This is a genomic window from Pseudomonas sp. TWP3-1, from assembly GCF_049896625.1.
In the GTDB taxonomy this organism is placed as follows: Bacteria; Pseudomonadota; Gammaproteobacteria; order Pseudomonadales; family Pseudomonadaceae; genus Aquipseudomonas.
In genome coordinates this window covers 58849-80664 of record NZ_JAFCUQ010000019.1, presented here as the reverse complement: position 1 = coordinate 80664, position 21816 = coordinate 58849, and the positions used below count along the sequence as shown (strand labels likewise).

Annotated in this window: 17 protein-coding genes; all 17 read right to left on the bottom strand. The window is 58.7% G+C overall.

Going from position 1 to position 21816, the window contains the following annotated elements; all coding sequences use genetic code 11:
• Positions 1-166 precede the first annotated feature (166 nt).
• Entirely contained in the window at positions 167-1456 is a 1290-nt protein-coding gene (gene eno, locus ACP7BN_RS22710) for a phosphopyruvate hydratase (protein ID WP_042557893.1), read from the bottom strand.
• 156 nt (positions 1457-1612) lie between these two features.
• The gene (gene kdsA, locus ACP7BN_RS22705; RefSeq protein ID WP_420648318.1) at positions 1613-2458 is read right to left on the bottom strand and encodes a 3-deoxy-8-phosphooctulonate synthase; all 846 of its coding nucleotides are present in this window, start codon (positions 2456-2458) and stop codon (positions 1613-1615) included.
• A gap of 5 nt (positions 2459-2463) precedes the next feature.
• Entirely contained in the window at positions 2464-4095 is a 1632-nt protein-coding gene (locus ACP7BN_RS22700) for a CTP synthase (protein ID WP_420648319.1), read from the bottom strand.
• 274 nt (positions 4096-4369) lie between these two features.
• A complete protein-coding gene (gene tilS, locus ACP7BN_RS22695; protein ID WP_426206171.1) occupies positions 4370-5698 on the bottom strand; it encodes a tRNA lysidine(34) synthetase TilS in 1329 nt (442 codons plus the stop codon).
• Between the two features lie 125 nt (positions 5699-5823).
• Positions 5824-6771, bottom strand: a complete 948-nt coding sequence (locus tag ACP7BN_RS22690) for an acetyl-CoA carboxylase carboxyltransferase subunit alpha (RefSeq protein WP_420648321.1) — start codon at positions 6769-6771, stop codon at positions 5824-5826.
• 140 nt (positions 6772-6911) lie between these two features.
• Positions 6912-10433 carry a DNA polymerase III subunit alpha gene (gene dnaE, locus ACP7BN_RS22685; protein WP_426206170.1) on the bottom strand — a complete coding sequence of 1174 codons (3522 nt, stop codon included), beginning with the start codon at positions 10431-10433 and terminating at the stop codon, positions 6912-6914.
• A 76-nt stretch (positions 10434-10509) separates the two neighbouring features.
• Positions 10510-11136: a ribonuclease HII gene (gene rnhB, locus ACP7BN_RS22680; RefSeq protein ID WP_426206222.1), complete on the bottom strand. Its 627-nt coding sequence runs from the start codon at positions 11134-11136 to the stop codon at positions 10510-10512.
• 11 nt (positions 11137-11147) lie between these two features.
• Positions 11148-12278: a lipid-A-disaccharide synthase gene (gene lpxB / locus ACP7BN_RS22675; RefSeq protein WP_426206168.1), complete on the bottom strand. Its 1131-nt coding sequence runs from the start codon at positions 12276-12278 to the stop codon at positions 11148-11150.
• A 2-nt stretch (positions 12279-12280) separates the two neighbouring features.
• Entirely contained in the window at positions 12281-13057 is a 777-nt protein-coding gene (gene lpxA, locus ACP7BN_RS22670; RefSeq protein WP_420648324.1) for an acyl-ACP--UDP-N-acetylglucosamine O-acyltransferase, read from the bottom strand.
• Positions 13054-13494 (bottom strand): 3-hydroxyacyl-ACP dehydratase FabZ, encoded by a 441-nt coding sequence (fabZ, locus tag ACP7BN_RS22665; protein ID WP_008028982.1) that lies wholly within the window; start codon positions 13492-13494, stop codon positions 13054-13056. The genes lpxA and fabZ overlap by 4 nt, the downstream gene beginning before the upstream one ends.
• Positions 13495-13602: 108 nt before the next feature.
• A complete protein-coding gene (gene lpxD / locus ACP7BN_RS22660; RefSeq protein WP_426206166.1) occupies positions 13603-14658 on the bottom strand; it encodes a UDP-3-O-(3-hydroxymyristoyl)glucosamine N-acyltransferase in 1056 nt (351 codons plus the stop codon).
• A 3-nt stretch (positions 14659-14661) separates the two neighbouring features.
• On the bottom strand, positions 14662-15165 hold the full coding sequence (locus ACP7BN_RS22655) for an OmpH family outer membrane protein (RefSeq protein ID WP_420648326.1): 504 nt from the start codon (positions 15163-15165) through the stop codon (positions 14662-14664).
• A gap of 45 nt (positions 15166-15210) precedes the next feature.
• A complete protein-coding gene (bamA, locus tag ACP7BN_RS22650) occupies positions 15211-17583 on the bottom strand; it encodes an outer membrane protein assembly factor BamA (protein ID WP_420648327.1) in 2373 nt (790 codons plus the stop codon).
• 74 nt (positions 17584-17657) lie between these two features.
• A complete protein-coding gene (gene rseP, locus ACP7BN_RS22645) occupies positions 17658-19010 on the bottom strand; it encodes a sigma E protease regulator RseP (protein WP_426206164.1) in 1353 nt (450 codons plus the stop codon).
• Positions 19011-19063: 53 nt separating this feature from the next.
• Positions 19064-20254 carry a 1-deoxy-D-xylulose-5-phosphate reductoisomerase gene (gene ispC, locus ACP7BN_RS22640; protein WP_420648329.1) on the bottom strand — a complete coding sequence of 397 codons (1191 nt, stop codon included), beginning with the start codon at positions 20252-20254 and terminating at the stop codon, positions 19064-19066.
• Positions 20251-21057 (bottom strand): phosphatidate cytidylyltransferase, encoded by an 807-nt coding sequence (locus ACP7BN_RS22635; protein WP_426206163.1) that lies wholly within the window; start codon positions 21055-21057, stop codon positions 20251-20253. Before ACP7BN_RS22635 ends, ispC begins: the two co-directional genes overlap by 4 nt.
• Positions 21057-21812 (bottom strand): polyprenyl diphosphate synthase, encoded by a 756-nt coding sequence (gene uppS, locus ACP7BN_RS22630; protein ID WP_426206162.1) that lies wholly within the window; start codon positions 21810-21812, stop codon positions 21057-21059. The genes ACP7BN_RS22635 and uppS overlap by 1 nt, the downstream gene beginning before the upstream one ends.
• Between the last annotated feature and the right edge of the window lie 4 nt (positions 21813-21816).

Below are 21816 nucleotides of genomic sequence, written 5' to 3'. Positions count from 1 at the left end.
ATATCAGGTATCCAGTGAAAAAAGACAGCCATGCAAAACTTGAAGCATCTGATAGCACGAAGCCTGGAAAATCCAGGCTTGTGCATATAAGGCATCAGATTAGTGGCAAATTCATCGCTGCTGCGAGTTTTTCGACACAATCCGCTGTCTTTTTACCAGCAATCGCTTAACCGCGGAACTCGGAGCGACCGTTGTACTTGGCTTTGCCATTCAACTGCTCTTCGATACGCAGCAGTTGGTTGTACTTGGAAACGCGGTCGGAACGGCACAGCGAACCGGTCTTGATCTGGCCAGCCGAGGTGCCCACAGCCAAGTCGGCAATGGTCGAATCTTCGGTTTCGCCCGAGCGGTGCGAGATCACGGCGGTGTAACCGGCAGCCTTGGCCATCTGGATGGCTTCCAGAGTTTCGGTCAGGGTGCCGATCTGGTTGAACTTGATCAGGATCGAGTTGGCGATCTTTTTATCGATGCCTTCTTTCAGGATCTTGGTGTTGGTCACGAACAAGTCGTCGCCAACCAGCTGCACTTTCTCGCCGATTTTGTCGGTGAGGATCTTCCAGCCAGCCCAGTCGGACTCGTCCAGACCGTCTTCGATGGAGATGATCGGGTAACGCTCGGTCAGACCTTTGAGGTAGTCGGCGAAACCTTCAGCAGTGAACACCTGACCTTCGCCGGACAGGTTGTACTTGCCGTCTTCATAAAATTCGCTGGCCGCGCAGTCCAGTGCCAGGGTCACGTCGGTGCCCAGCTTGTAACCGGCGTTGGCCACAGCTTCGGAGATCACTTTCAGCGCATCTTCGTTGGACGCCAGGTTCGGTGCGAAACCACCTTCATCACCAACAGCGGTGCTCAGGCCACGGGCCTTCAACACAGCTTTGAGGTGATGGAAAATTTCGGTGCCCATGCGCAGACCTTCCGAGAACGACTTGGCGCCAACCGGCTGCACCATGAATTCCTGGATGTCGACGTTGTTATCGGCGTGCTCGCCACCGTTGATGATGTTCATCATCGGCACCGGCATCGAGTAAACACCCGGCGTGCCGTTCAGATTGGCAATGTGTGCGTACAGCGGCAGATCCTGATCCTGTGCAGCAGCCTTGGCCGCAGCCAGAGACACCGCGAGGATGGCGTTGGCGCCCAGGGTTGCTTTGTTTTCGGTACCGTCGAGCTTGATCATCGCGTGATCCAGCGCTTTCTGGTCGCTTGGGTCAGTACCCAGCAGCAGATCGCGGATCGGACCGTTGATGTTGGCTACTGCCTTGAGCACGCCCTTGCCCAGGTAACGGCTCTTGTCGCCATCACGCAGCTCGAGTGCTTCACGCGAGCCAGTGGATGCACCGGACGGCGCGCAAGCGCTGCCGATGATGCCGTTGTCGAGAAGCACGTCCGCTTCCACGGTGGGATTGCCACGGGAGTCGAGAACTTCACGACCTTTGATGTCGACGATTTTTGCCATTGTTGTAAACACTCCAAAGTTGACGAAAACGACGCAGCTAGAGGAAATCTTCAATCGTCGGCAAGCGAGGTACAGCGGGCAGACTTGCAGACGACAACGCTCATGCCCGAGGGCATGAGCGACAAATCGTGCGGTACTTTACCGGAGATTCGAGTGTTACGCGGTTTCTACCGTCGGAAAACTCTTCACCAGTTCGTCCAGAGCTTTGAGCTGGGCCAGGAATGGCTCCAGTTTGTCCAGGCGCAAGGCACAAGGGCCGTCGCATTTGGCGTTGTCCGGATCCGGGTGAGCTTCGAGGAACAGACCGGCCAGCGACTGGCTGATGCCAGCCTTGGCGAGGTCAGTGACCTGGGCGCGACGGCCGCCAGCGGAGTCGGAACGACCGCCAGGCATTTGCAGCGAGTGGGTCACATCGAAGAACACCGGGTACTCGAACTGCTTCATGATGCCGAAGCCGAGCATGTCGACCACGAGGTTGTTGTAGCCGAAGCTCGAACCACGCTCGCAGAGGATCAACTGATCGTTACCCGCTTCCACGCACTTGCTGAGGATGTGTTTCATCTCGTGCGGTGCAAGGAACTGGGCTTTTTTGATGTTGATTACGGCGCCGGTCTTGGCCATTGCAACCACAAGGTCGGTCTGGCGCGACAGGAAGGCCGGCAACTGAATGATGTCGCAGACCTCGGCGACCACTGCAGCCTGTTCAGGCTCGTGGACGTCGGTGATGATCGGCACGCCGAAGGCTTCCTTGATGTCCTGGAAGATGCGCATGCCTTCTTCCAGGCCAGGACCGCGATAGGAGGTCACAGAAGACCGGTTGGCCTTGTCGAAGCTGGCCTTGAACACGTAAGGGATACCGAGTTTTTCAGTAACCTTCACGTACTCTTCGCAAACCTGCATGGCCATGTCGCGGCTTTCCAGCACGTTCATGCCGCCGAACAGCACCATGGGTTTGTCGTTGGCAATCTCGATGTCGCCGACGCGGATGATCTTCTGTGCCATCGGGGTTACGCCTTCTTCTGGTGTTGAGCCAATGCTGCCTTGACGAAGCCACTGAACAGCGGATGACCGTCACGTGGTGTCGAGGTGAACTCCGGGTGGAACTGGCAAGCGACAAACCATGGGTGATCCGCAGCTTCGACCACTTCAACCAGCGCCGCATCAGCGGAACGGCCGGAAATTTTCAGGCCGGCTTCCATCATCTGTGGCAGCAGGTTGTTGTTCACTTCGTAGCGATGACGGTGACGCTCGACAATCACATCCTTGGCGTAGCAATCGTGCACTTTGGAGCCGGCTTCAAGCAGGCATTCCTGAGCGCCGAGACGCATGGTGCCGCCCAGATCGGACGCTTCGGTACGGGTTTCGACCGCGCCGGTAGCGTCTTCCCACTCGGTGATCAGACCCACGACCGGGTGACCGCTCTTGCTGTCGAACTCGGTGGAGTTGGCGTCTTTCCAGCCCATCACGTTACGTGCGAACTCGATGACCGCCACTTGCATGCCCAGGCAAATGCCGAGGTATGGAATCTTGTTTTCGCGAGCGAACTGAACGGCAGTGATCTTGCCTTCCACGCCGCGCAGACCGAAGCCGCCCGGTACGAGGATCGCGTCAACACCTTCGAGCAAGGCAGTGCCCTGGTTCTCGATGTCTTCGGAATCGATGTAGCGCAGGTTGACCTTGGTGCGGTTGCTGATGCCGGCGTGACTCATCGCTTCAATCAGCGACTTGTAGGCATCCAGCAGCTCCATGTACTTGCCGACCATCGCGATGGTCACTTCGTGTTCCGGGTTCAGCTTGGCGTCAACCACTGCTTCCCACTCGGACAGGTCAGCGCTGCCGCATTGCAGGCCAAAACGCTCAACCACGAAATCATCCAGACCCTGCGAGTGCAGAATGCCCGGGATCTTGTAGATAGTGTCGGCGTCTTCCAGCGCAATCACCGCACGTTCTTCAACGTTGGTGAACTGGGCGATCTTGCGACGCGACGAAATGTCGATCGGGTGATCGGAACGGCACACCAGTACGTCTGGCTGCAGGCCGATCGAACGCAGTTCCTTGACGGAATGCTGAGTCGGCTTGGTTTTGGTCTCGCCAGCGGTGGCGATGTACGGCACCAGCGTCAGGTGCATCAGCATCGCGCGCTTGGCGCCGACTTCGAAGCGCAATTGACGGATGGCTTCGAGGAACGGTTGCGACTCGATGTCACCCACGGTGCCACCGATCTCGACCATTGCCACGTCAGCATCGCCCGCGCCTTTGATGATGCGGCGCTTGATCTCGTCGGTAATGTGCGGAATTACCTGGATGGTTGCACCCAGGTAGTCGCCACGACGCTCTTTGCGCAGCACGTGCTCGTAGACACGGCCGGTGGTGAAGTTGTTGTTCTGGGTCATGGTCGTGCGGATGAACCGCTCGTAGTGGCCCAGGTCCAGGTCAGTCTCGGCGCCGTCGTGGGTGACGAACACCTCACCGTGCTGGAACGGGCTCATGGTGCCCGGATCGACGTTGATGTACGGATCCAGTTTGAGCATGGTGACCTTAAGCCCCCGCGCCTCCAGGATCGCCGCCAATGATGCCGATGCAATGCCTTTCCCCAAAGAAGAAACAACACCGCCCGTGACGAATATGTAGCGCGTCATGAAAAACCCTAGAAGTCTGCGTTAAAGCGGTACGAGCCGCCGGGGAAAGCGAAGGAAGGCCGAAGCCCCCGATCACCTGCATTAATCACAGTGCACCTTTCAAAAAAACCGCCGCGTTGGGACAGACCGGCAGGTGAAACACCGGTACGTTGCTCGCTACACATTTTTTGGAATCGCCCAGCAAAGACTGCTTGGTAATCGGCAACTCCTGCAATTCAGGCGAATCCACAGAAGTTGTATCAAGAAGGGAGCGTAGTCTACCGGAATGCCCCCTTCATCTCAAACCTTGATCTTCTTCCGCGTGACCCCAATGCAATCGCCAGCCTTGCTGCGGATTGCCGTCGAGCCCCGGCAGGTTCGCCACCGCGAGCAATTCTTCGCCACGAAACAGCAGCGGCAATCTGCCACGCACGAAGCCCGGCACCGCGCGCTCATTAAGCAGGCGTTTGAGGTCGCGATGGCCACGCTCGGCCAGATGCAGCACCTCACCGCCCTGCCGATAGCGAATGTGCAGCGGGCCTGCGGGAGCCGGACCGCGGAACATCACATGACCGTTATCGCCCAAGCGTAGTGGCTGCGCAGGGTCGTGCCAAAGGTTGCTGACCACCGGTGTGCGCAGCCATTGATTACTCAGCCACCACACACGGCCGGCGCTTCTGTGCAGTTCGCCGTCAGCCAGCCGCCAGATCGGCGAGGCGTCGCCGGCGGCGTCGCACAGATCCGTCCAACCCGACCAATGGTCAGTGTCTGGCAGTCGCGTCAGCGCTTGCAGCCAATGGCTGAGCGCATTGCGTTGACGCGCGGGTGACAGCGTCGTCAGTGCGGTCATTTGCAAAGAAGGAATTCGCAGCCATTCGAATTCATGTGAAGTGTTCGCGTCAGCCAGATCGATCTGCGCCAGCTCGTCGAGCAATCCCTGCGCCTCCCTCAGATGCGTGGCACTGCGCGCCATGTTCGCCTGTGCCTGCGGCCAGCGCGCGGTAAGCACCGGCATTGCCTGATGACGCAGGTAATTGCGTGAGAACTGGTGATCTTGATTGGACGGGTCTTCGATCCAGCTCAGTTGGTTGGCTTGCGCGTAGGCCTCCAGCTCGGCACGGGTCACGTCGAGCAACGGCCGCACCAGCCTACCCTGCCCCAACGGCCGCTCGGCCGGCATGCCGGACAAACCACGCACACCGGCGCCACGCAGCAGCCGAAACAGCAGAGTTTCCGCCTGATCGTCACGGTGCTGCGCGGTCAGCAGGACATCATCGGCTTGCGTCACGGAACTGAACGCCACGTAGCGAGCATCCCGCGCGGCGCGCTCCAGGCTTGCACCCGTTTGCACCTGCACGCGAACCACCTGTAATGGGACGCCCAGCGCTTCACAAAATTCTTGGCAATGCTTAGGCCACGCGTCAGCCACAGGCTGCAGGCCATGATGGACATGGATGGCGCTGAGTGCCGGCATGGGACCGAATTTTGCGAGATGGGCGAGGATGTGCAGCAGGACGGTGGAGTCGAGACCACCGGAGAAGGCGATGCGCCAGTGGGCGGCATTGCGCCAAGGCTCGAGATTCAGCAGAAGCCGGGAGAGCAGATCACTTTTCGAAGGATTCATGGAGATTGATCACTTCTCATAAAAACCTGTAGGAGCTGCCGCAGGCTGCGATCTTTTGATCTTAAAACAAACAAGGTCAAAAGATCGCAGCCTGCGGCAGCTCCTACAGGGTTACTACGGTCGACTTAGAGACCGTAGCTCATCAGTCGATCATAACGGCGCTTGAGCAGCGCTTCGTTATCGAACTTCTGCAGCATCGCCAGTTGCGAGCTCAGCTCGGCACGGATCGATGCAGCAGCCGCAGCCGGATCACGGTGGGCGCCGCCCAGAGGCTCGCCAATCACCTTGTCCACAATGCCCAGACCTTTCAGGCGCTCGGCAGTGATGCCCATTGCTTCTGCGGCATCCGGTGCTTTTTCGGCGGTTTTCCACAGAATCGAAGCGCAACCTTCCGGTGAGATCACCGCGTAGGTCGAATATTGCAGCATGTTCAGTTGGTCGCAGACGCCAATCGCCAGTGCGCCGCCAGAACCACCTTCACCGATAACGGTGGCGATGATCGGGGTTTTCAGGCGGGCCATGACGCGCAGGTTCCAGGCGATTGCTTCGCTCTGGTTACGCTCTTCGGCGTCGATCCCAGGGTAAGCACCCGGGGTGTCGATGAAGGTCAGGATCGGCATTTTGAAACGCTCGGCCATTTCCATCAGACGGCAGGCCTTGCGGTAGCCTTCCGGACGCGGCATGCCGAAGTTGCGACGAACTTTCTCGCGCACTTCGCGGCCTTTCTGGTGACCGATGATCATCACCGGCTGCTCGTCGAGGCGAGCGATACCGCCAACGATTGCCGCGTCATCGGAGAAGTGACGGTCGCCGTGCAGTTCGTCGAACTCGGTGAAGATGTGCTCGATATAGTCCAGGGTGTACGGGCGCTTCGGGTGACGCGCCAGACGTGCGATCTGCCAGCTGGTCAGTTTGCCGAAGATGTCTTCGGTGAGCGTTTTGCTCTTGTCCTGCAGGCGGGAGATCTCATCGCCGATATTCAGCGAATTGTCATTACCGACCAAGCGCAACTCTTCGATCTTGGCTTGCAGGTCGGCGATCGGCTGTTCGAAATCTAGAAAATTCGGGTTCATAGGCGTCCGTCTTGGGTCGTGTCCCAAATGAGCTTGGGCCGGCCGGTTGTCTATTCGCGCCCTACCTTAAGGAAAAGGCGCGCTAAGGTCGAGATTAAAAATTCAGGTCGCGGGCAAGGCGCTTGGTGGCACCCTGCCGGTCAACGGTATTGGAGGAAGACGTTGTCTCGCCCGAACTGGTCACGCAGGGCTTGAATCAACGCATCCGCCGGATCGATTCGCCAGGTCTCGCCGAACGTCAGCAAGGTCTTCGCGTCGGGGCTGGTGTACTCCATGGTGATCGGGCACGCGCCGCGATGACGCTTGAGCAGGTCACCCAACCAGCGTAGCTGATCGCCCTTCAGATCCTGAGTCTGCAGCTTCAGACGCAAGCTTTCAGCCAGATTGGTACGCGCATCTTCCATGCTCATCACGCGCTTGACCCGCAGGCGCAGGCCACCGGAGAAGTCGTCGTTGCTGACTTCACCCTCGACCACCACCATCGCGTCGGTCTGCAACAGCGATTGCGCGGAATGGAACGCTTCGGCAAACAGCGACGCCTCGATCCGTCCGGAGCGGTCGTCGAGGGTGATGAAGCCCATCTTGTCGCCCTTTTTGTTCTTCATCACCCGCAGGGCGATGATCATCCCCGCCACGGTCTGCGTATCCCGGGCCGGTTTCAGGTCGATGATGCGCTGGCGGGCGAAACGGCGGATTTCGCCTTCGTATTCGTCGATCGGGTGACCGGTCAGGTACAGACCCAAGGTGTCTTTCTCACCTTTGAGCCGCTCCTTTAGCGTCAGCTCCTTGGCCTTGCGATGGGTCGCGTAAACATCGGCATCGGCCTCGACGAACAGCCCGCCAAACAGGTCGGCGTGACCGCTGTCATGGGTGCGCGCGGTTTGCTCGGCAGCCTTGATCGCCCCTTCCATCGCCGCCAGCAGTACCGCGCGATTGCGATCGATGTTGGCCTGATACGCCTTTTGCTCTTCATGGAAGTACGGACCGAGACGATCCAGCGCGCCGCTGCGGATCAATCCGTCGAGGGTGCGCTTGTTGATGCGTTTGAGGTCGACCCGGGCGCAGAAATCGAACAAATCCTTGAACGGCCCGTCCTGGCGCGCCTCGGTGATTGCCTCGACCGGCCCCTCGCCCACACCCTTGATTGCGCCAAGGCCATAAATGATCCGGCCTTCGTCATTTACCGTGAACTTGAATTCCGAAGTGTTCACATCCGGCGCGTCGAGACGCAGCTTCATGGTGCGAATTTCTTCGATCAAGGTCACGACCTTGTCGGTGTTATGCATGTCCGCCGACAGTACCGCAGCCATGAACGGCGCCGGGTAATGGGTTTTCAGCCAGGCAGTCTGGTAAGACACCAGACCATAGGCGGCGGAGTGAGACTTGTTGAAGCCGTAACCGGCGAATTTTTCCACCAGGTCGAAAATGTTACCGGCAAGATCAGCTTCGATGTTGTTGGTCTTGCAGCCTTCAATGAAACCGCCGCGCTGCTTGGCCATTTCTTCGGGCTTTTTCTTACCCATGGCCCGACGCAGCATGTCGGCACCGCCGAGGGTGTAACCGGCCATGACCTGGGCAATCTGCATCACCTGTTCCTGATACAGGATGATGCCGTAAGTCGGCGCCAATACCGGCTTGAGGCCTTCGTACTGGTAGTCCGAGTGCGGGTACGCCAGCTCGGCGCGACCGTGCTTACGGTTGATGAAGTCGTCAACCATGCCCGATTGCAGCGGGCCAGGACGGAACAGCGCCACCAGTGCGATCAAGTCTTCCAGGCAGTCGGGCTTGAGCTTTTTGATCAGCTCTTTCATGCCGCGCGACTCGAGCTGGAACACTGCAGTGGTTTCAGCTTTTTGCAGCAGTTGATAAGTCGGCTTGTCGTCCAGCGGGATGAAGGCGATGTCCAGCGGCGGCTGATCGACCTTGGCGCGGTCGCGGTTGATGGTCTTCAGCGCCCAGTCGATAACCGTCAGGGTGCGCAGGCCGAGGAAGTCGAACTTCACCAGACCGGCAGCCTCCACGTCGTCTTTGTCGAACTGGGTTACCAGACCGTCGCCCGCTTCGTCGCAATAGATCGGCGAGAAGTCGGTCAGCTTGGTTGGCGCGATAACCACACCACCGGCGTGTTTACCGACGTTACGCACCACACCTTCGAGCTTGCGCGCCATCTCCCAGATTTCAGCCGCTTCTTCATCGACCTTGATGAAGTCGCGCAGGATCTCTTCCTGCTCGTAGGCTTTCTCGAGAGTCATGCCGACTTCGAACGGAATCATCTTCGACAGACGATCCGCCAGACCGTAGGACTTGCCCTGCACCCGCGCCACGTCACGCACCACAGCCTTGGCGGCCATGGAACCGAAGGTGATGATCTGGCTTACTGCGTTGCGACCGTATTTCTCGGCCACGTAGTCGATTACCCGGTCCCGCCCGTCCATGCAGAAGTCGACGTCGAAGTCGGGCATGGATACCCGTTCCGGGTTGAGGAAACGTTCGAACAGCAGGTCATATTCCAGCGGATCGAGGTCGGTGATCTTCTGCACATAGGCCACCAGCGAACCGGCACCCGATCCACGACCCGGGCCGACCGGCACGCCGTTGCTCTTGGCCCACTGGATGAAGTCCATAACGATCAGGAAGTAACCGGGGAAGCCCATCTGGATGATGATATCCAGCTCGAAATTCAACCGGTCAACGTAGACCTGACGCCTGGCCTCGTAGTCCTCGGTGGTGTCCTTGGGCAGCAGGACCGACAAGCGATCTTCCAGACCTTCGAACGATACCTTGCGGAAATATTCATCGATGGTCATGCCATCGGGAATCGGGAAGTTGGGCAGAAAGTGCGTACCCAGCTTCACTTCGATGTTGCAGCGTTTGGCGATCTCGACGGTGTTTTCCAGCGCCTCGGGAATATCGCTGAACAGCTCAGCCATTTCTTCCGCGCTTTTCAGGTACTGCTGATCGCTGTAATTCTTCGATCGCCGCGGATCGTCGAGGGCGCGGCCCTCACCGATGCAAACGCGGGTTTCGTGGGCAGCAAAATCTTCCTGCTTGATGAAGCGCACATCGTTGCTCGCCACCAGCGGCGCGCCGAGCTTGTCGGCCAGGGCCACGGCGCCGTGCAGTTGTTCTTCATCGTTGGGGCGATTGGTGCGCTGGATTTCCAGATAGAAACGATCCGGGAAGACACTCATCCATTCGCGCGTCAGGGCCTCGGCTTCAGCGATGTTGCCGCTGATCAGGGCCATGCCGATTTCGCCCTCTTTCGCCGCCGAGAGCATGATCAACCCGGCGCTGGCCTCGGCCACCCACTCGCGCTCGATGATCACCGAGCCGTTGCGCTGGCCGTCGATGAAACCACGGGAAATCAGTTCGGTCAGGTTGCGATAGCCCTGAGCGTCCATCGCCAGCAGGCTGATCCGGCTCAGCGGCGCGTCCGGATCCTTGTTCGACAGCCACAGGTCGGCGCCGCAGATCGGCTTGATCCCGGCACCCATGGCGTTTTTATAGAATTTGACCAAGGAACACATGTTGTTCTGGTCAGTGACCGCAACGGCCGGCATGCCCATGCCGGTCAGGGCCTTGACCAGCGGCTTGATCCGCACCAGCCCGTCGACCAGGGAGTATTCAGTGTGCAGGCGTAGATGAACGAATGAAGCCGGCATAGTGATCCTGCGTATAGTCATGAAAACAACAAGGCCCGGATTGTACCGGGCCTTGGCGAAAACATCAGCCTTGCGCTTAAACCTGTGTCAGGCCTTCCAGCGCCTCGTACGCCAGACGCACCGGGGCGAACGAGCGACGGTGAATGGGCGTCGGCCCAAGCCGTGCGAGGGCTTCCAGATGAACGGGCGTCGGATAGCCTTTGTGCCCGCCGATGCCATAACCCGGATAGATCAGCTCGAACGCCGACATCTCGCGATCACGACTGACTTTGGCCAGAATCGACGCCGCCGCGATGGCCGGCACCTTGCTGTCGCCCTTGACCACGGCCTCAGCTCGCATCGGCAAATGCGGGCAGCGGTTGCCGTCGATCATCGCCAGTTTAGGCTGAATATGCAGCCCGGCGATCGCGCGCTGCATGGCCAGCATGGTGGCGTGGAGGATGTTCAGCTTGTCGATTTCTTCGACTTCGGCGCGCGCGATGCACCAGCTCAGCGCTTTCTCGCAGATTTCGTCGTAGAGCTTTTCGCGCCTGGCTTCGGTGAGCTTCTTCGAATCGTTGAGGCCGAGGATCGGCCGGTTCGGATCAAGGATCACCGCAGCGGTAACCACCGCGCCGCACAACGGACCGCGTCCGACTTCATCGACACCGGCCACCAGCTCTTCGACTTCGGCGACCAAGGTGAAATCGAGGCCCATCTGCATGGTTGTCTTGCTCATCGTGTTTGACCGATCAGGTTCAGCACGGCTTGCGCCGCCTGGTTGGAAGCGTCGAGACGCAGGGTGCGGTGAATCTCGTCAAAACCGCGCGTCTGCTCTTCCCCGCCTTCGATCAGTGGCGAAAGAGTCTGCGCCAGCGCTTCGACCGTCGCGTCGTCTTGCAACAATTCCGGGACCAGCAGGCGCTGGGCCAGCAGGTTTGGCAAAGACACGTACGGACTCTTGACCATGCGCTTGAGGATCCAGAACGTCAGCGGTGCGAGGCGGTAGGCAACCACCATCGGGCGCTTGTACAGCAACGCTTCAAGCGTGGCGGTGCCGGAGGCGATCAACACCGCGTTGCACGCCGCCAGTGCCAGATGCGACTTGCCATCGAGCAGGGTTACCGGCAGATCACGCCCGGCGAGCAATTCTTCAAGTTGCACCCGACGCTGCGGGCTGGCGCAAGGCATGACGAAACGCACACCGGGGCGCATCGCGCGCAGACGTTCGGCGGTATCGAGGAACAACGCGCCGAGACGACCAACTTCGCCGCCACGGCTGCCGGGCATCAATGCCACCAGCGGCCCGTCAGGCAAGCCCAACTCGGCACGCGCGGCTTCGCGATCGGCCTGCAGGGGAATGGCATCGGCCAGCGAATGGCCGACGAACCGTACCGGTACGCCCTTCTCTTCGTAGAATTTGGCTTCAAACGGGAACAGCGTGAGCATCAGATCGCAACCTTCGCGAATCTTCAGCACGCGTTTCTGGCGCCATGCCCACACCGACGGGCTGACGTAATGCACGGTCTTGATCCCGGCCTGACGCAGCTTGAGTTCGATATTGAGGTTGAAATCCGGGGCATCGATACCGATGAACACGTCCGGTTTCTGCGCGATCAGCATCGCGATCAAGTCCTTGCGGCGCTTGAGCAACTCACGCAAGCGCCCGAGAACTTCCACCAGGCCCATCACCGACAGACGTTCCATTGGAAAATGCGAGGTCATGCCTTCGGCTTCCATCAGCGGGCCGCCGACGCCGATGAACTCGACCGTCGGGTGCTGAGCCTTGAGAGCACGCATCAGACCGGCGCCGAGAATGTCACCGGAAGCCTCACCCGCTACCAGCGCAATACGCAAATTGGCCATGATCAGCGAGTGATGCCGCGAGTCGACGACTGGATCGAGTCACGAAAAATGGCGACTTCCGGGAACTGCGCAGCAGGCTCGGCCAGTTCGCCCAGCGCTTGCTCAACGGTCAAGCCTTGGCGGTAAACCGTTTTGTAGGCGCGGCGCAAAGCGTGGATCGCGTCTTCGCTGAAACCGCGACGGCGCATGCCTTCGAAGTTCATGCTGCGCGCTTCGGCCGGGTTGCCGAACACGGTAACGAACGCTGGCACATCCTTGCCGATCGCCGTACCCATGCCGGAAAAGCTGTGGGCGCCGATATGGCAATACTGATGCACGAGGGTGAAACCGGAGAGGATCGCCCAGTCATCGACGTGAACGTGCCCGGCCAACGCGGTGTTGTTGACCAGAATGCAGTGGTTACCGATAACGCTGTCATGACCGATGTGCGCGTAGGCCATGATCAGGTTGTGATCGCCCAGCGTCGTTTCGGAACGATCCTGCACGGTGCCACGGTGAATCGTCACGCCTTCACGGATGACGTTATGGTCACCGATCACCAAACGGGTTTCTTCACCCTTGTACTTCAAGTCAGGCGTGTCTTCGCCTACCGAGGAAAACTGGTAGATGCGATTGTGTTTGCCGATGCGGGTCGGACCCTTGAGGATCACGTGTGGCCCGATCACTGTACCCTCGCCGATTTCCACACCTGCGCCGACGATCGACCACGGGCCGACCTCGACGCCGTCAGCCAGAACGGCCGACGGATCGATGATTGCGCGAGGGTCAATCAAACTCATACTTTTTGTTCCGCGCAGATGATTTCGGCGGAGCAGACCGGCTTGCCATCGACCGAAGCCTGGCATTCAAACTTCCAGATCTTGCGCTTGCAGCTGATGAACGTTGCCTCGAGGATCAACTGATCGCCTGGCTTGACCGGCTGGCGGAAGCGCAGCTTGTCGGAGCCGACGAAGTAGTACAGGGTGCCATCAGCCGGCTTCACGTCCAGCATCTTGAAGCCCAGAATCCCCGCAGCCTGAGCCATGGCTTCGATGATCAGTACGCCGGGCATGATTGGATGCGCCGGGAAGTGACCATTGAAGAACGGTTCGTTGATGCTGACATTCTTGTAGGCGCGAATGCGCTTGCCTTCCACATCCAGATCCACGACCCGGTCCACCAGCAGGAACGGGTAACGGTGAGGCAGGTATTCGCGAATCTCGTTGATGTCCATCATTTCGGGAGGAAGCCTATGTAAAGATTGGGAACGCGCGACTGACGCGCGCTCCTCTAGCAAATCAAGGAGGCAGTCCAGAGGCTGTGCACTCTTGATATGGAAATGGTATCAGCCTTCAGATGAAGCATTACCGTCAGGGGTCACTTCCCCGGAGCGCTTTTCCAGCTGGCGCAATCGTCGCGCGATGTCGTCCAGCTGACGAATGCGGGCCGCGCTTTTGCGCCACTCGGCCGCCGGTTGCATGGCTGTACCGGATGAATAAGCGCCCGGCTCGGTAATCGAGTGGGTCACCATGGTCATCCCGGTCAGGAAAACGTTGTCGCAAATATCGATGTGTCCGACCAGGCCGACACCACCGGCGAGCATGCAATGCTTGCCGATTTTGGTGCTGCCGGAGATCCCCACGCAAGCGGCCATGGCGGTGTGATCACCGACCTGAACGTTGTGGGCGATCTGAATCTGGTTGTCGAGCTTCACGCCATTACCGATCACGGTATCGGCCAACGCACCACGGTCGATGGCGGTATTCACGCCAATCTCCACATCGTCACCGATGGTCACGCCACCAATCTGGGCGATTTTCTGCCAGATGCCTTTCTCGTTGGCAAAGCCGAAGCCTTCACCGCCGAGCACGGCGCCGGACTGAATGACCACACGTTTGCCGATGCGCACGTCGTGGTACAGCGTCACCCGCGGAGCCAGCCAGCCACCTTCACCGATCTCGCTGCGAGCGCCAATGAAACAATGCGCACCGAGTGTCACGCCCGCAGCAATCCGCGCGCCGGCTTCAATCACCACAAAGGGACCGATGCTGGCGGCAGGATCAACTACCGCGTCCGCCGCGATCACTGCCGTGGAATGGATACCCGCAGCGGCTTTCGGTTTTGGATCGAACAGATGGGAGATACGTGCGTAAGCCAGATAAGGATCCGGCACCACCAACGCATCACCGGCATAACCTTCGGCATCAGCAGCTTTGAGCAACAGTGCTGCAGCCTGTGAGTCAGCCAGGTATTTACGGTATTGGGGATTTGCCAGAAAGCTCAACTGAGCTGGGCCAGCCTCTTGCAAAGTGGCTAGCCCAGTAATTTGCTTTTCCGCGTCGCCACGCAGGGTGGCCCCGAGGAACTCGGCCAACCGGCCGAGTTTGATAGTCACGGTCATGGGTTACTTCAGCTGATTCATACGCTCGATAACCTGGCGCGTGATGTCGTACTGAGGTTTGACATCGATGACTGCACCACGCTCGAAGACCAGGTCGAAAGCACCTTTCTTGATGACTTCTTCCACTGCGCCATCCAGTTTCGGCTTCAGTTGCTTGAGCATTTCACGGTCAGCAACGGCTTTGGCTTCGTTCAGTTCCTTGGACTGGAACTGGAAATCACGGGCCTTTTGCTTGAATTCAAGCTCCAGACGCTCACGCTCGCCTTGCTGCATCTTGTCGCCGCCGGCCATCAGACGATCCTGAATGCCTTTGGCGCTGCTTTCCAGAGTCTTCAGTTTGGTCAGTTGCGGACCAAACTTCTTCTCGGCGTCCACGGCATATTTCTTGGCCGCGTCGGATTCCAGCAGAGCCATCTGATAGTTCAGAACGGCGATTTTCATGTCGGCAAATGCCGGGCCTGCCACCAGTACGGAGGCCAGGAGAACCAATTGAGTCAACTTACGCACGATGCACTCCTACAAAATCCATTGTCGTTATCTTGGGTCAGACGCTTAGAACGTCTGGCCGAGGGAGAATTGGAACACTTGAGTTTCAGCGTCATCCGGTTTCTTGATCGGCATCGCCAGTGCGAAACTCAGAGGACCCAGTGCGGTGACCCAGGTCACGCCTACACCGACAGAGCTGGCCATGTTGCTGAGGCTGATGTCGTTGCACTGCGTGTTGGATTTCGAGCCATCGGTATTTTTGGTGTCTTTGCACTGGGAATCGAACACGTTACCGACGTCCCAGAATACCGAGGTACGCAGGGAACGCTGATCCTTCACAAACGGCAGCGGGAACAGCACTTCAACACCGCCCTGGATCAAAACGTTACCACCGAATGGCAGCGGATCCTGATCCGGGTCTCGCAAAGTACCATTGGCACCGGTACTCGGGGTACTGCGAGGACCCAGAGTGCTGTCCTTGAAGCCACGAACCGAGTTGAAACCACCAGCATAGTAGTTTTCATAGAACGGCAAGCCTTCGGTCGAACCATAACCATCGCCGTAACCCAGCTCGGTGTGCAGGCGCATGGTGTAGTTTTCGCTCAGCGGCTGGAACAACTGGCCACGATAGTCGAGTTTGAAGAACGACAGATCGCTGCCTGGAATCGTGCTTTCCAGCGTCAGGCTCTGGGAACGGCCACGAGTCGGCAGAACGCCCTTGTTCAGCGTCGACTCGGACCAGCCGGCGGACGCCTTGAAGTTCAGGTAGTTGTCGCCTTCGCGGTTAACGAAGTCGAAAATCTCGTCGACGGTGTACTGACCGGTCTTGATCTTGTCCTGTTGCACCGACGCACCGAAGGTCAGGCGCGACGTCTCGCTGATCGGGTAGCCGACGTTGACGCCAGCGCCCAGGCTGTCCACCGCGTAGCTTGCTACGTCGACATCGAGGTCATCGTAGTCAGTGGTGCGATAGAAAGCGTTGTAACCCAGGCTCACGCCATCAGCAGTCCAGTACGGATCAACATAGCCGAAGTTGTAGCGGCTCTGGTATTCACTGCGGGTCAGGCCGACGCTTACGCGGTTACCGGTACCGAGGAAGTTGTTCTGGGTGATCGAACCACCGAGGATCAGACCGGCACTCTGGGCGAAACCGACGCTGGCGGTAATCGAACCGGAAGCCTGCTCTTCTACGCTGTAGTTGACGTCAACCTGGTCGTCGACACCTGGAACGGCCGGGGTTTCAACGTTGACTTCTTTGAAGAAGCCCAGACGCTCAAGACGGGTCTTGGATTGGTCGATCAGGTAAGTCGAAGCCCAGCCACCTTCCATCTGACGCATTTCACGACGCAGCACTTCGTCTTCCGACTTGGTGTTGCCACGGAAGTTGATGCGGTTGACGTAAGCGCGCTTGCCCGGATCGACGGCAAACAGGATATCTACAGTGTGATCATCGTCATGCGGTTGAGGAACGCCGTTGACGTTGGCGAAGGTGTAACCCTCGTTACCCAGACGACGGGTGATCAGTTCGGAGGTGGTGGTCATCAGCTTGCGCGAGAACACCTGGCCTTTCTGCACCAGCAGCAGGGATTTGACCTGGTCTTCAGGTACTTTCAGGTCACCGCTGAGTTTGACGTCACGAACGGTGTACTTCTCGCCTTCAGTCACGTTGACGGTGATGTAGACGTGCTTCTTGTCCGGGGTGATCGACACCTGGGTCGAAGCGATATCCATGTTGATATAGCCACGATCCAGATAGTAGGAACGCAGACGCTCCAGGTCACCGGAAAGTTTTTCACGGGCGTACTTGTCGTCGTTCTTGAAGAACGACAGCCAGTTGGTGGTCTTCAGTTCGAACAGGTCGGTCAGGTCTTCTTCAGGGAAGACCGTGTTGCCCACCACGTTGATGTGCTGAATGGCAGCGACGGTGCCTTCGTTGATCTTCACTTTCAGACCAACACGGTTGCGCGGCTGCGATACCACTTCGGTATCAACGGTCGCCGAGTAACGGCCTTGAGCAACGTATTGACGTTGCAGCTCGTTACGCACACCTTCAAGGGTGGCGCGCTGGAAGATTTCACCTTCGGACAGACCGGATTGCTTCAGGCCTTTCATCAGGTCTTCAGTCGAGATCGCCTTGTTGCCTTCGATCTCGATACTGGCAACCGACGGACGTTCAACGACCGTGATTACCAGTACGTTGCCTTCGCGGCCCAGCTGGATATCTTGAAAGAAACCGGTTTTGAACAACGCACGAGTGGATTCCACCAGGCGACGATCGTCCGCCTGCTCGCCGACGTTCAACGGCAAGGCACCAAAGACGCTACCCGCAGAGACCCGCTGGAGGCCATTGACGCGGATATCAGAGATAGTGAAGGACTCGGCGTGAACTTCGGCGATCATCAATACGGTGAGAACCGCAGTTAGCAGCAGACGTTTCATGAAGTCCTTTCTTATTCCAACTGGCAATAAACAAACTGCCGCAAAATGCGGCAGATTCGCAATTCAGCGAAGCGTTACAGTCGACCCAGATCGTTGACCAGAGCAAGCAACATCACTCCAACCACCAAACTGATACCGATCTGTATCCCCCAACCCTGCACCCGATCTGACAAGGGGCGACCACGCACCCACTCGATCAGATAAAACAACAAATGCCCCCCATCCAGTACCGGAATGGGCAGCAAATTCAGAACGCCCAGGCTAATACTCAGATAAGCAAGGAAATTCAGGAAATCAGCGACGCCCGACTGGGCAGAAGCGCCCGCCACTTTAGCAATGGTTATCGGTCCACTCAAGTTTTTTACCGAGAGCTCGCCGAACAGCATTTTCTTGAGTGAATCGAGAGTCAGTACACTCATGGTCCAGGTGCGCTTGGCGCCCTCGCCAATTGCCGCCAAAGGACCGTAACTGACCTCGCGGATCATCTCCGGTGGCCAGTCGACAGCCTTCACACCAGCGCCCAGATAACCGCTCGGTGCTTTGCTTTCGCCGCGAGCGGCCAGCGTCACCGGGACGTCGATTTGAGCACCATCGCGCTCGATCCGCAGCATGATTTTGGTATCAGGACGCGTACGAACGGTATCTACAACTTGCTGCCAGTCGCCCAGCGCCTGGCCATCAAGTGTCAGCAGACGGTCACCGGTTTTCAGACCGGCCGCCTGGGCCGGGCCTTTTGGATCAAGCTCAGCCAGTACCGGCGGCAACGCCGGTCGCCATGGACGAATGCCGAGAGAGCGAATTGGGTCGGGCTCGTCAGCGCCTTTAAGCCATTGATCCAGCGCCAGTTCGTGCGGCGTGTCAGCAGTCGAGCCTTGCTCGCGGACCAGCAACTGCAGAGCACCACTTTCACCCAACCGGCGAACCAACTGAAGATTGACCGCAGCCCAACCGGAAACCGGCTCGCCGTCGATCGCGATAATTTCCTGACCGGCATTCAAACCGGCCTTGGCCGCGATGCTGCCGGACTCGACCGCACCGATGACCGGACGGATCTGCTCGCTGCCGAGCATCGCCAGGACCCAGAAGAACACCAAGGCCAGCAGAAAGTTGGCAATCGGGCCGGCAGCGACAATCGCAATGCGCTGACGAACGGATTTGCGATTGAACGATTGGTCGAGCTGATCAACGGGCACTTCGCCTTCGCGTTCATCGAGCATCTTGACGTAGCCGCCCAGCGGGATCGCAGCGACAACGAACTCGGTGCCTTGCTTGTCGTGCCAGCGCAGCAGCGGCATGCCGAAGCCTACGGAAAAACGCAGAACCTTGACGCCACAGCGACGCGCGACCCAGAAGTGGCCGAATTCGTGAAAGGTGACCAGCACACCCAAAGCGATCAGGGTGCCGGCAATCATATAGAGCGCGCTCATCTACTTTCTCCGCAATCCCGTTCAGTGCCGCGTGAAGCCATGTATTTCAAAATCTATCGAGCGTGACGATTCAGCCATTGTCCAGCGAGGTTTCGCGCTGCCGCGTCCGCCGTGAACACCGCATCGAGATCATCCAGTGCAACCACCGGCTCAAGGTTCAAGACCTCCTCGATGATACTCGCGATTTCCGGGTAGCGAACCCGCCCGTCGAGAAACGCTGCCACCGCTACTTCATTCGCCGCATTGAGCATCGCCGGCGCACTGTTGCCAGCCTCGGCAGCCTGTCGCGCCAGTCGCAGACACGGGAAACGCTCTTCGTCGGGCGCCTCAAAATCCAGGCGCGCAATTGCGAACAAATCCAGCGGCGCTACACCCGAATCGATACGTTCAGGCCAGGCCAGCGCATTGGCAATCGGCGTACGCATGTCGGGGTTACCCAACTGCGCCAGCACCGAGCCGTCGACATAATCGACCAGCGAATGAATCACGCTCTGTGGATGGATTACCACTTCGACCTGCGCAGGCTTGGCGTCGAACAGCCAGCAGGCCTCGATCAACTCAAGGCCCTTGTTCATCATGCTGGCCGAATCCACCGAAATCTTGCGACCCATCGACCAGTTCGGATGCGCACAGGCCTGATCCGGTGAAACATGCATCAGTTCAGCCATCGGCGTCTGCCGGAAGGGGCCGCCAGAAGCTGTAAGTAAAATCCGACGTACACCGACATTACCCAAGCCACGGGCGAAATCCGTTGGCATGCACTGAAAAATCGCGTTGTGCTCGCTGTCGATCGGCAGCAGCACCGAGCCACTTTTACGCACCGCCTGCATGAACAGTGCGCCGGACATCACCAGCGCTTCTTTGTTGGCCAAGAGGATTTTCTTGCCAGCCTCGACGGCTGCCAGGGTCGGACGCAACCCGGCAGCGCCAACGATAGCCGCCATCACCGCATCGACTTCAGGCGCGGAGGCCACTTCGCACAAGCCCTCCTCCCCCACCAATACGCGAGTTGGCAGGCCAGCGGCACGCAAGTCATCCTGCAGACCGCGCGCGACGCCCACCTCGGGCACCACGGCAAACTGTGGCACATGGCGCACGCATAGAGCGAGCAACTCACTCAAGCGAGTGAAACCGCTCAAGGCAAAAACCTGATAGCGCTCGGGATGGCGAGCAATGACATCGAGAGTGCTCAGACCAATCGAACCGGTCGCTCCCAGAACGGTAATCTGTTGTGGACGGCTCACGCTGCAGCCATCCACAGCAACACCGCAAATACCGGGATTGCCGCTGTCAGACTGTCAATGCGATCCAGCACGCCACCATGCCCAGGCAACAGATTGCTGCTGTCCTTGATGCCGGACTGGCGCTTGAACATGCTTTCGGTGAGGTCGCCCACTACCGAAATGAACACAATCACCGCAGCACCGATCAGACCTTTGAGCAACTCGACTACCGTCCAGTCGCGCACCAGGCCTACCACCGCAGTGATTACCAGACTCAGTGCCAGACCGCCGTACACGCCCTCCCAGCTTTTGCCAGGACTGACCTGCGGCGCAAGTTTGCGCTTGCCGAAAGCACGACCGGAAAAGTACGCGCCGATGTCGGCGCCCCAGACCAGCACCATGACCGCCATGATCAGCCAGTTACCCAGCGGGTACTGCTTGATCAGCACCAGACCTTGCCAGGCCGGGAGCAGGATCAACAACCCGATCACCAGCTTGCAGGCAGCACTGGACCAGTGGGCGGCTGAGCGCGGATAGGTCAGCACCAGCCAGGTCGCCACCGCCCACCAGAGCACGGCAGCGCCGAGCACCCAAGGCGCAAGCCCGGGCAGGATGTACATGACGAACAGCATCAATGCGACGACTGCGGCAAAGCCCACGCGAAACGACTGCGCAGTGAAGCCAGCCAAACGCGCCCATTCCCAGGCACCCAGGCTGACAACCAGGCCGATGAACAACGCAAAATTTGCGCCTTCGAGCAGGAAAAAACCGCACAGGGCGATCGGCAACAGGATCAGCGCAGTGATGATTCGTTGTTTAAGCATTAAACCCGGGCTCCCGCTTCGATCTGTTCGCTCGTTTTACCGAAGCGACGCTGACGCGAAGCGTAATCAGCCAGCGCATTACGCATGGCATCGTGTTTGAAGTCCGGCCAGAACAGGTCGGAGAAGTACAACTCGGCGTAAGCCAGTTGCCACAGCAGGAAGTTGCTGATGCGGTGCTCGCCACCGGTACGGATGCACAAATCCGGCAACGGCAGATCGCCGGTCGCCAGACAGGTTTGCAACAGATCCGGAGTAATGTCTTCCGGGCGCAGATGACCGGCCTGAACTTCACGAGCCAGACGCTGCGCAGCTTGCGCGATATCCCATTGACCGCCGTAGTTGGCGGCGATCTGCAGGACAAAGCGATTGGCACCGACAGTCATGGCTTCCGCTTCGCGCATCGCGGCTTGCAGTTCCGGATGAAACCGCGAGCGATCACCGATGATGCGCAGGCTGATGTTGTTGTCGTTGAGGCGCTTGGCCTCACGACGCAACGCCTTGAAGAACAGATCCATCAACGCACTGACTTCATCCGCCGGACGCTGCCAGTTCTCGCTGGAGAAGGCAAACAGTGTGAGCACCTCGACCTTGGCCTCGGCGCACACTTCGATTACCGCACGCACCGCATCCACACCCGCTTTATGCCCGGCGACACCCGGCATAAAGCGTTTTTTCGCCCAGCGATTGTTGCCATCCATGATGATCGCGACATGGCGCGGCACCGCGGACGGCGTAGTCTGCTTGGTCTTGTCCATTAAA

Bases quoted from the DNA above. Each gene is read 5' to 3' on its own strand.
- dnaE (WP_426206170.1), bottom strand. From the start codon at position 10,433: ATGCCGGCTTCATTCGTTCATCTACGCCTGCACACTGAATACTCCCTG.
- rseP (WP_426206164.1), bottom strand. From the start codon at position 19,010: ATGAGCGCGCTCTATATGATTGCCGGCACCCTGATCGCTTTGGGTGTG.
- bamA (WP_420648327.1), bottom strand. From the start codon at position 17,583: ATGAAACGTCTGCTGCTAACTGCGGTTCTCACCGTATTGATGATCGCC.
- lpxA (WP_420648324.1), bottom strand. From the start codon at position 13,057: ATGAGTTTGATTGACCCTCGCGCAATCATCGATCCGTCGGCCGTTCTG.
- ACP7BN_RS22635 (WP_426206163.1), bottom strand. From the start codon at position 21,057: ATGCTTAAACAACGAATCATCACTGCGCTGATCCTGTTGCCGATCGCC.
- rnhB (WP_426206222.1), bottom strand. From the start codon at position 11,136: ATGCAGATGGGCCTCGATTTCACCTTGGTCGCCGAAGTCGAAGAGCTG.
- lpxB (WP_426206168.1), bottom strand. From the start codon at position 12,278: ATGGCCAATTTGCGTATTGCGCTGGTAGCGGGTGAGGCTTCCGGTGAC.
- ACP7BN_RS22690 (WP_420648321.1), bottom strand. From the start codon at position 6,771: ATGAACCCGAATTTTCTAGATTTCGAACAGCCGATCGCCGACCTGCAA.
- lpxD (WP_426206166.1), bottom strand. From the start codon at position 14,658: ATGACCGTGACTATCAAACTCGGCCGGTTGGCCGAGTTCCTCGGGGCC.
- kdsA (WP_420648318.1), bottom strand. From the start codon at position 2,458: ATGGCACAGAAGATCATCCGCGTCGGCGACATCGAGATTGCCAACGAC.
- ACP7BN_RS22700 (WP_420648319.1), bottom strand. From the start codon at position 4,095: ATGACGCGCTACATATTCGTCACGGGCGGTGTTGTTTCTTCTTTGGGG.
- uppS (WP_426206162.1), bottom strand. From the start codon at position 21,812: ATGGACAAGACCAAGCAGACTACGCCGTCCGCGGTGCCGCGCCATGTC.
- fabZ (WP_008028982.1), bottom strand. From the start codon at position 13,494: ATGATGGACATCAACGAGATTCGCGAATACCTGCCTCACCGTTACCCG.
- tilS (WP_426206171.1), bottom strand. From the start codon at position 5,698: ATGAATCCTTCGAAAAGTGATCTGCTCTCCCGGCTTCTGCTGAATCTC.
- eno (WP_042557893.1), bottom strand. From the start codon at position 1,456: ATGGCAAAAATCGTCGACATCAAAGGTCGTGAAGTTCTCGACTCCCGT.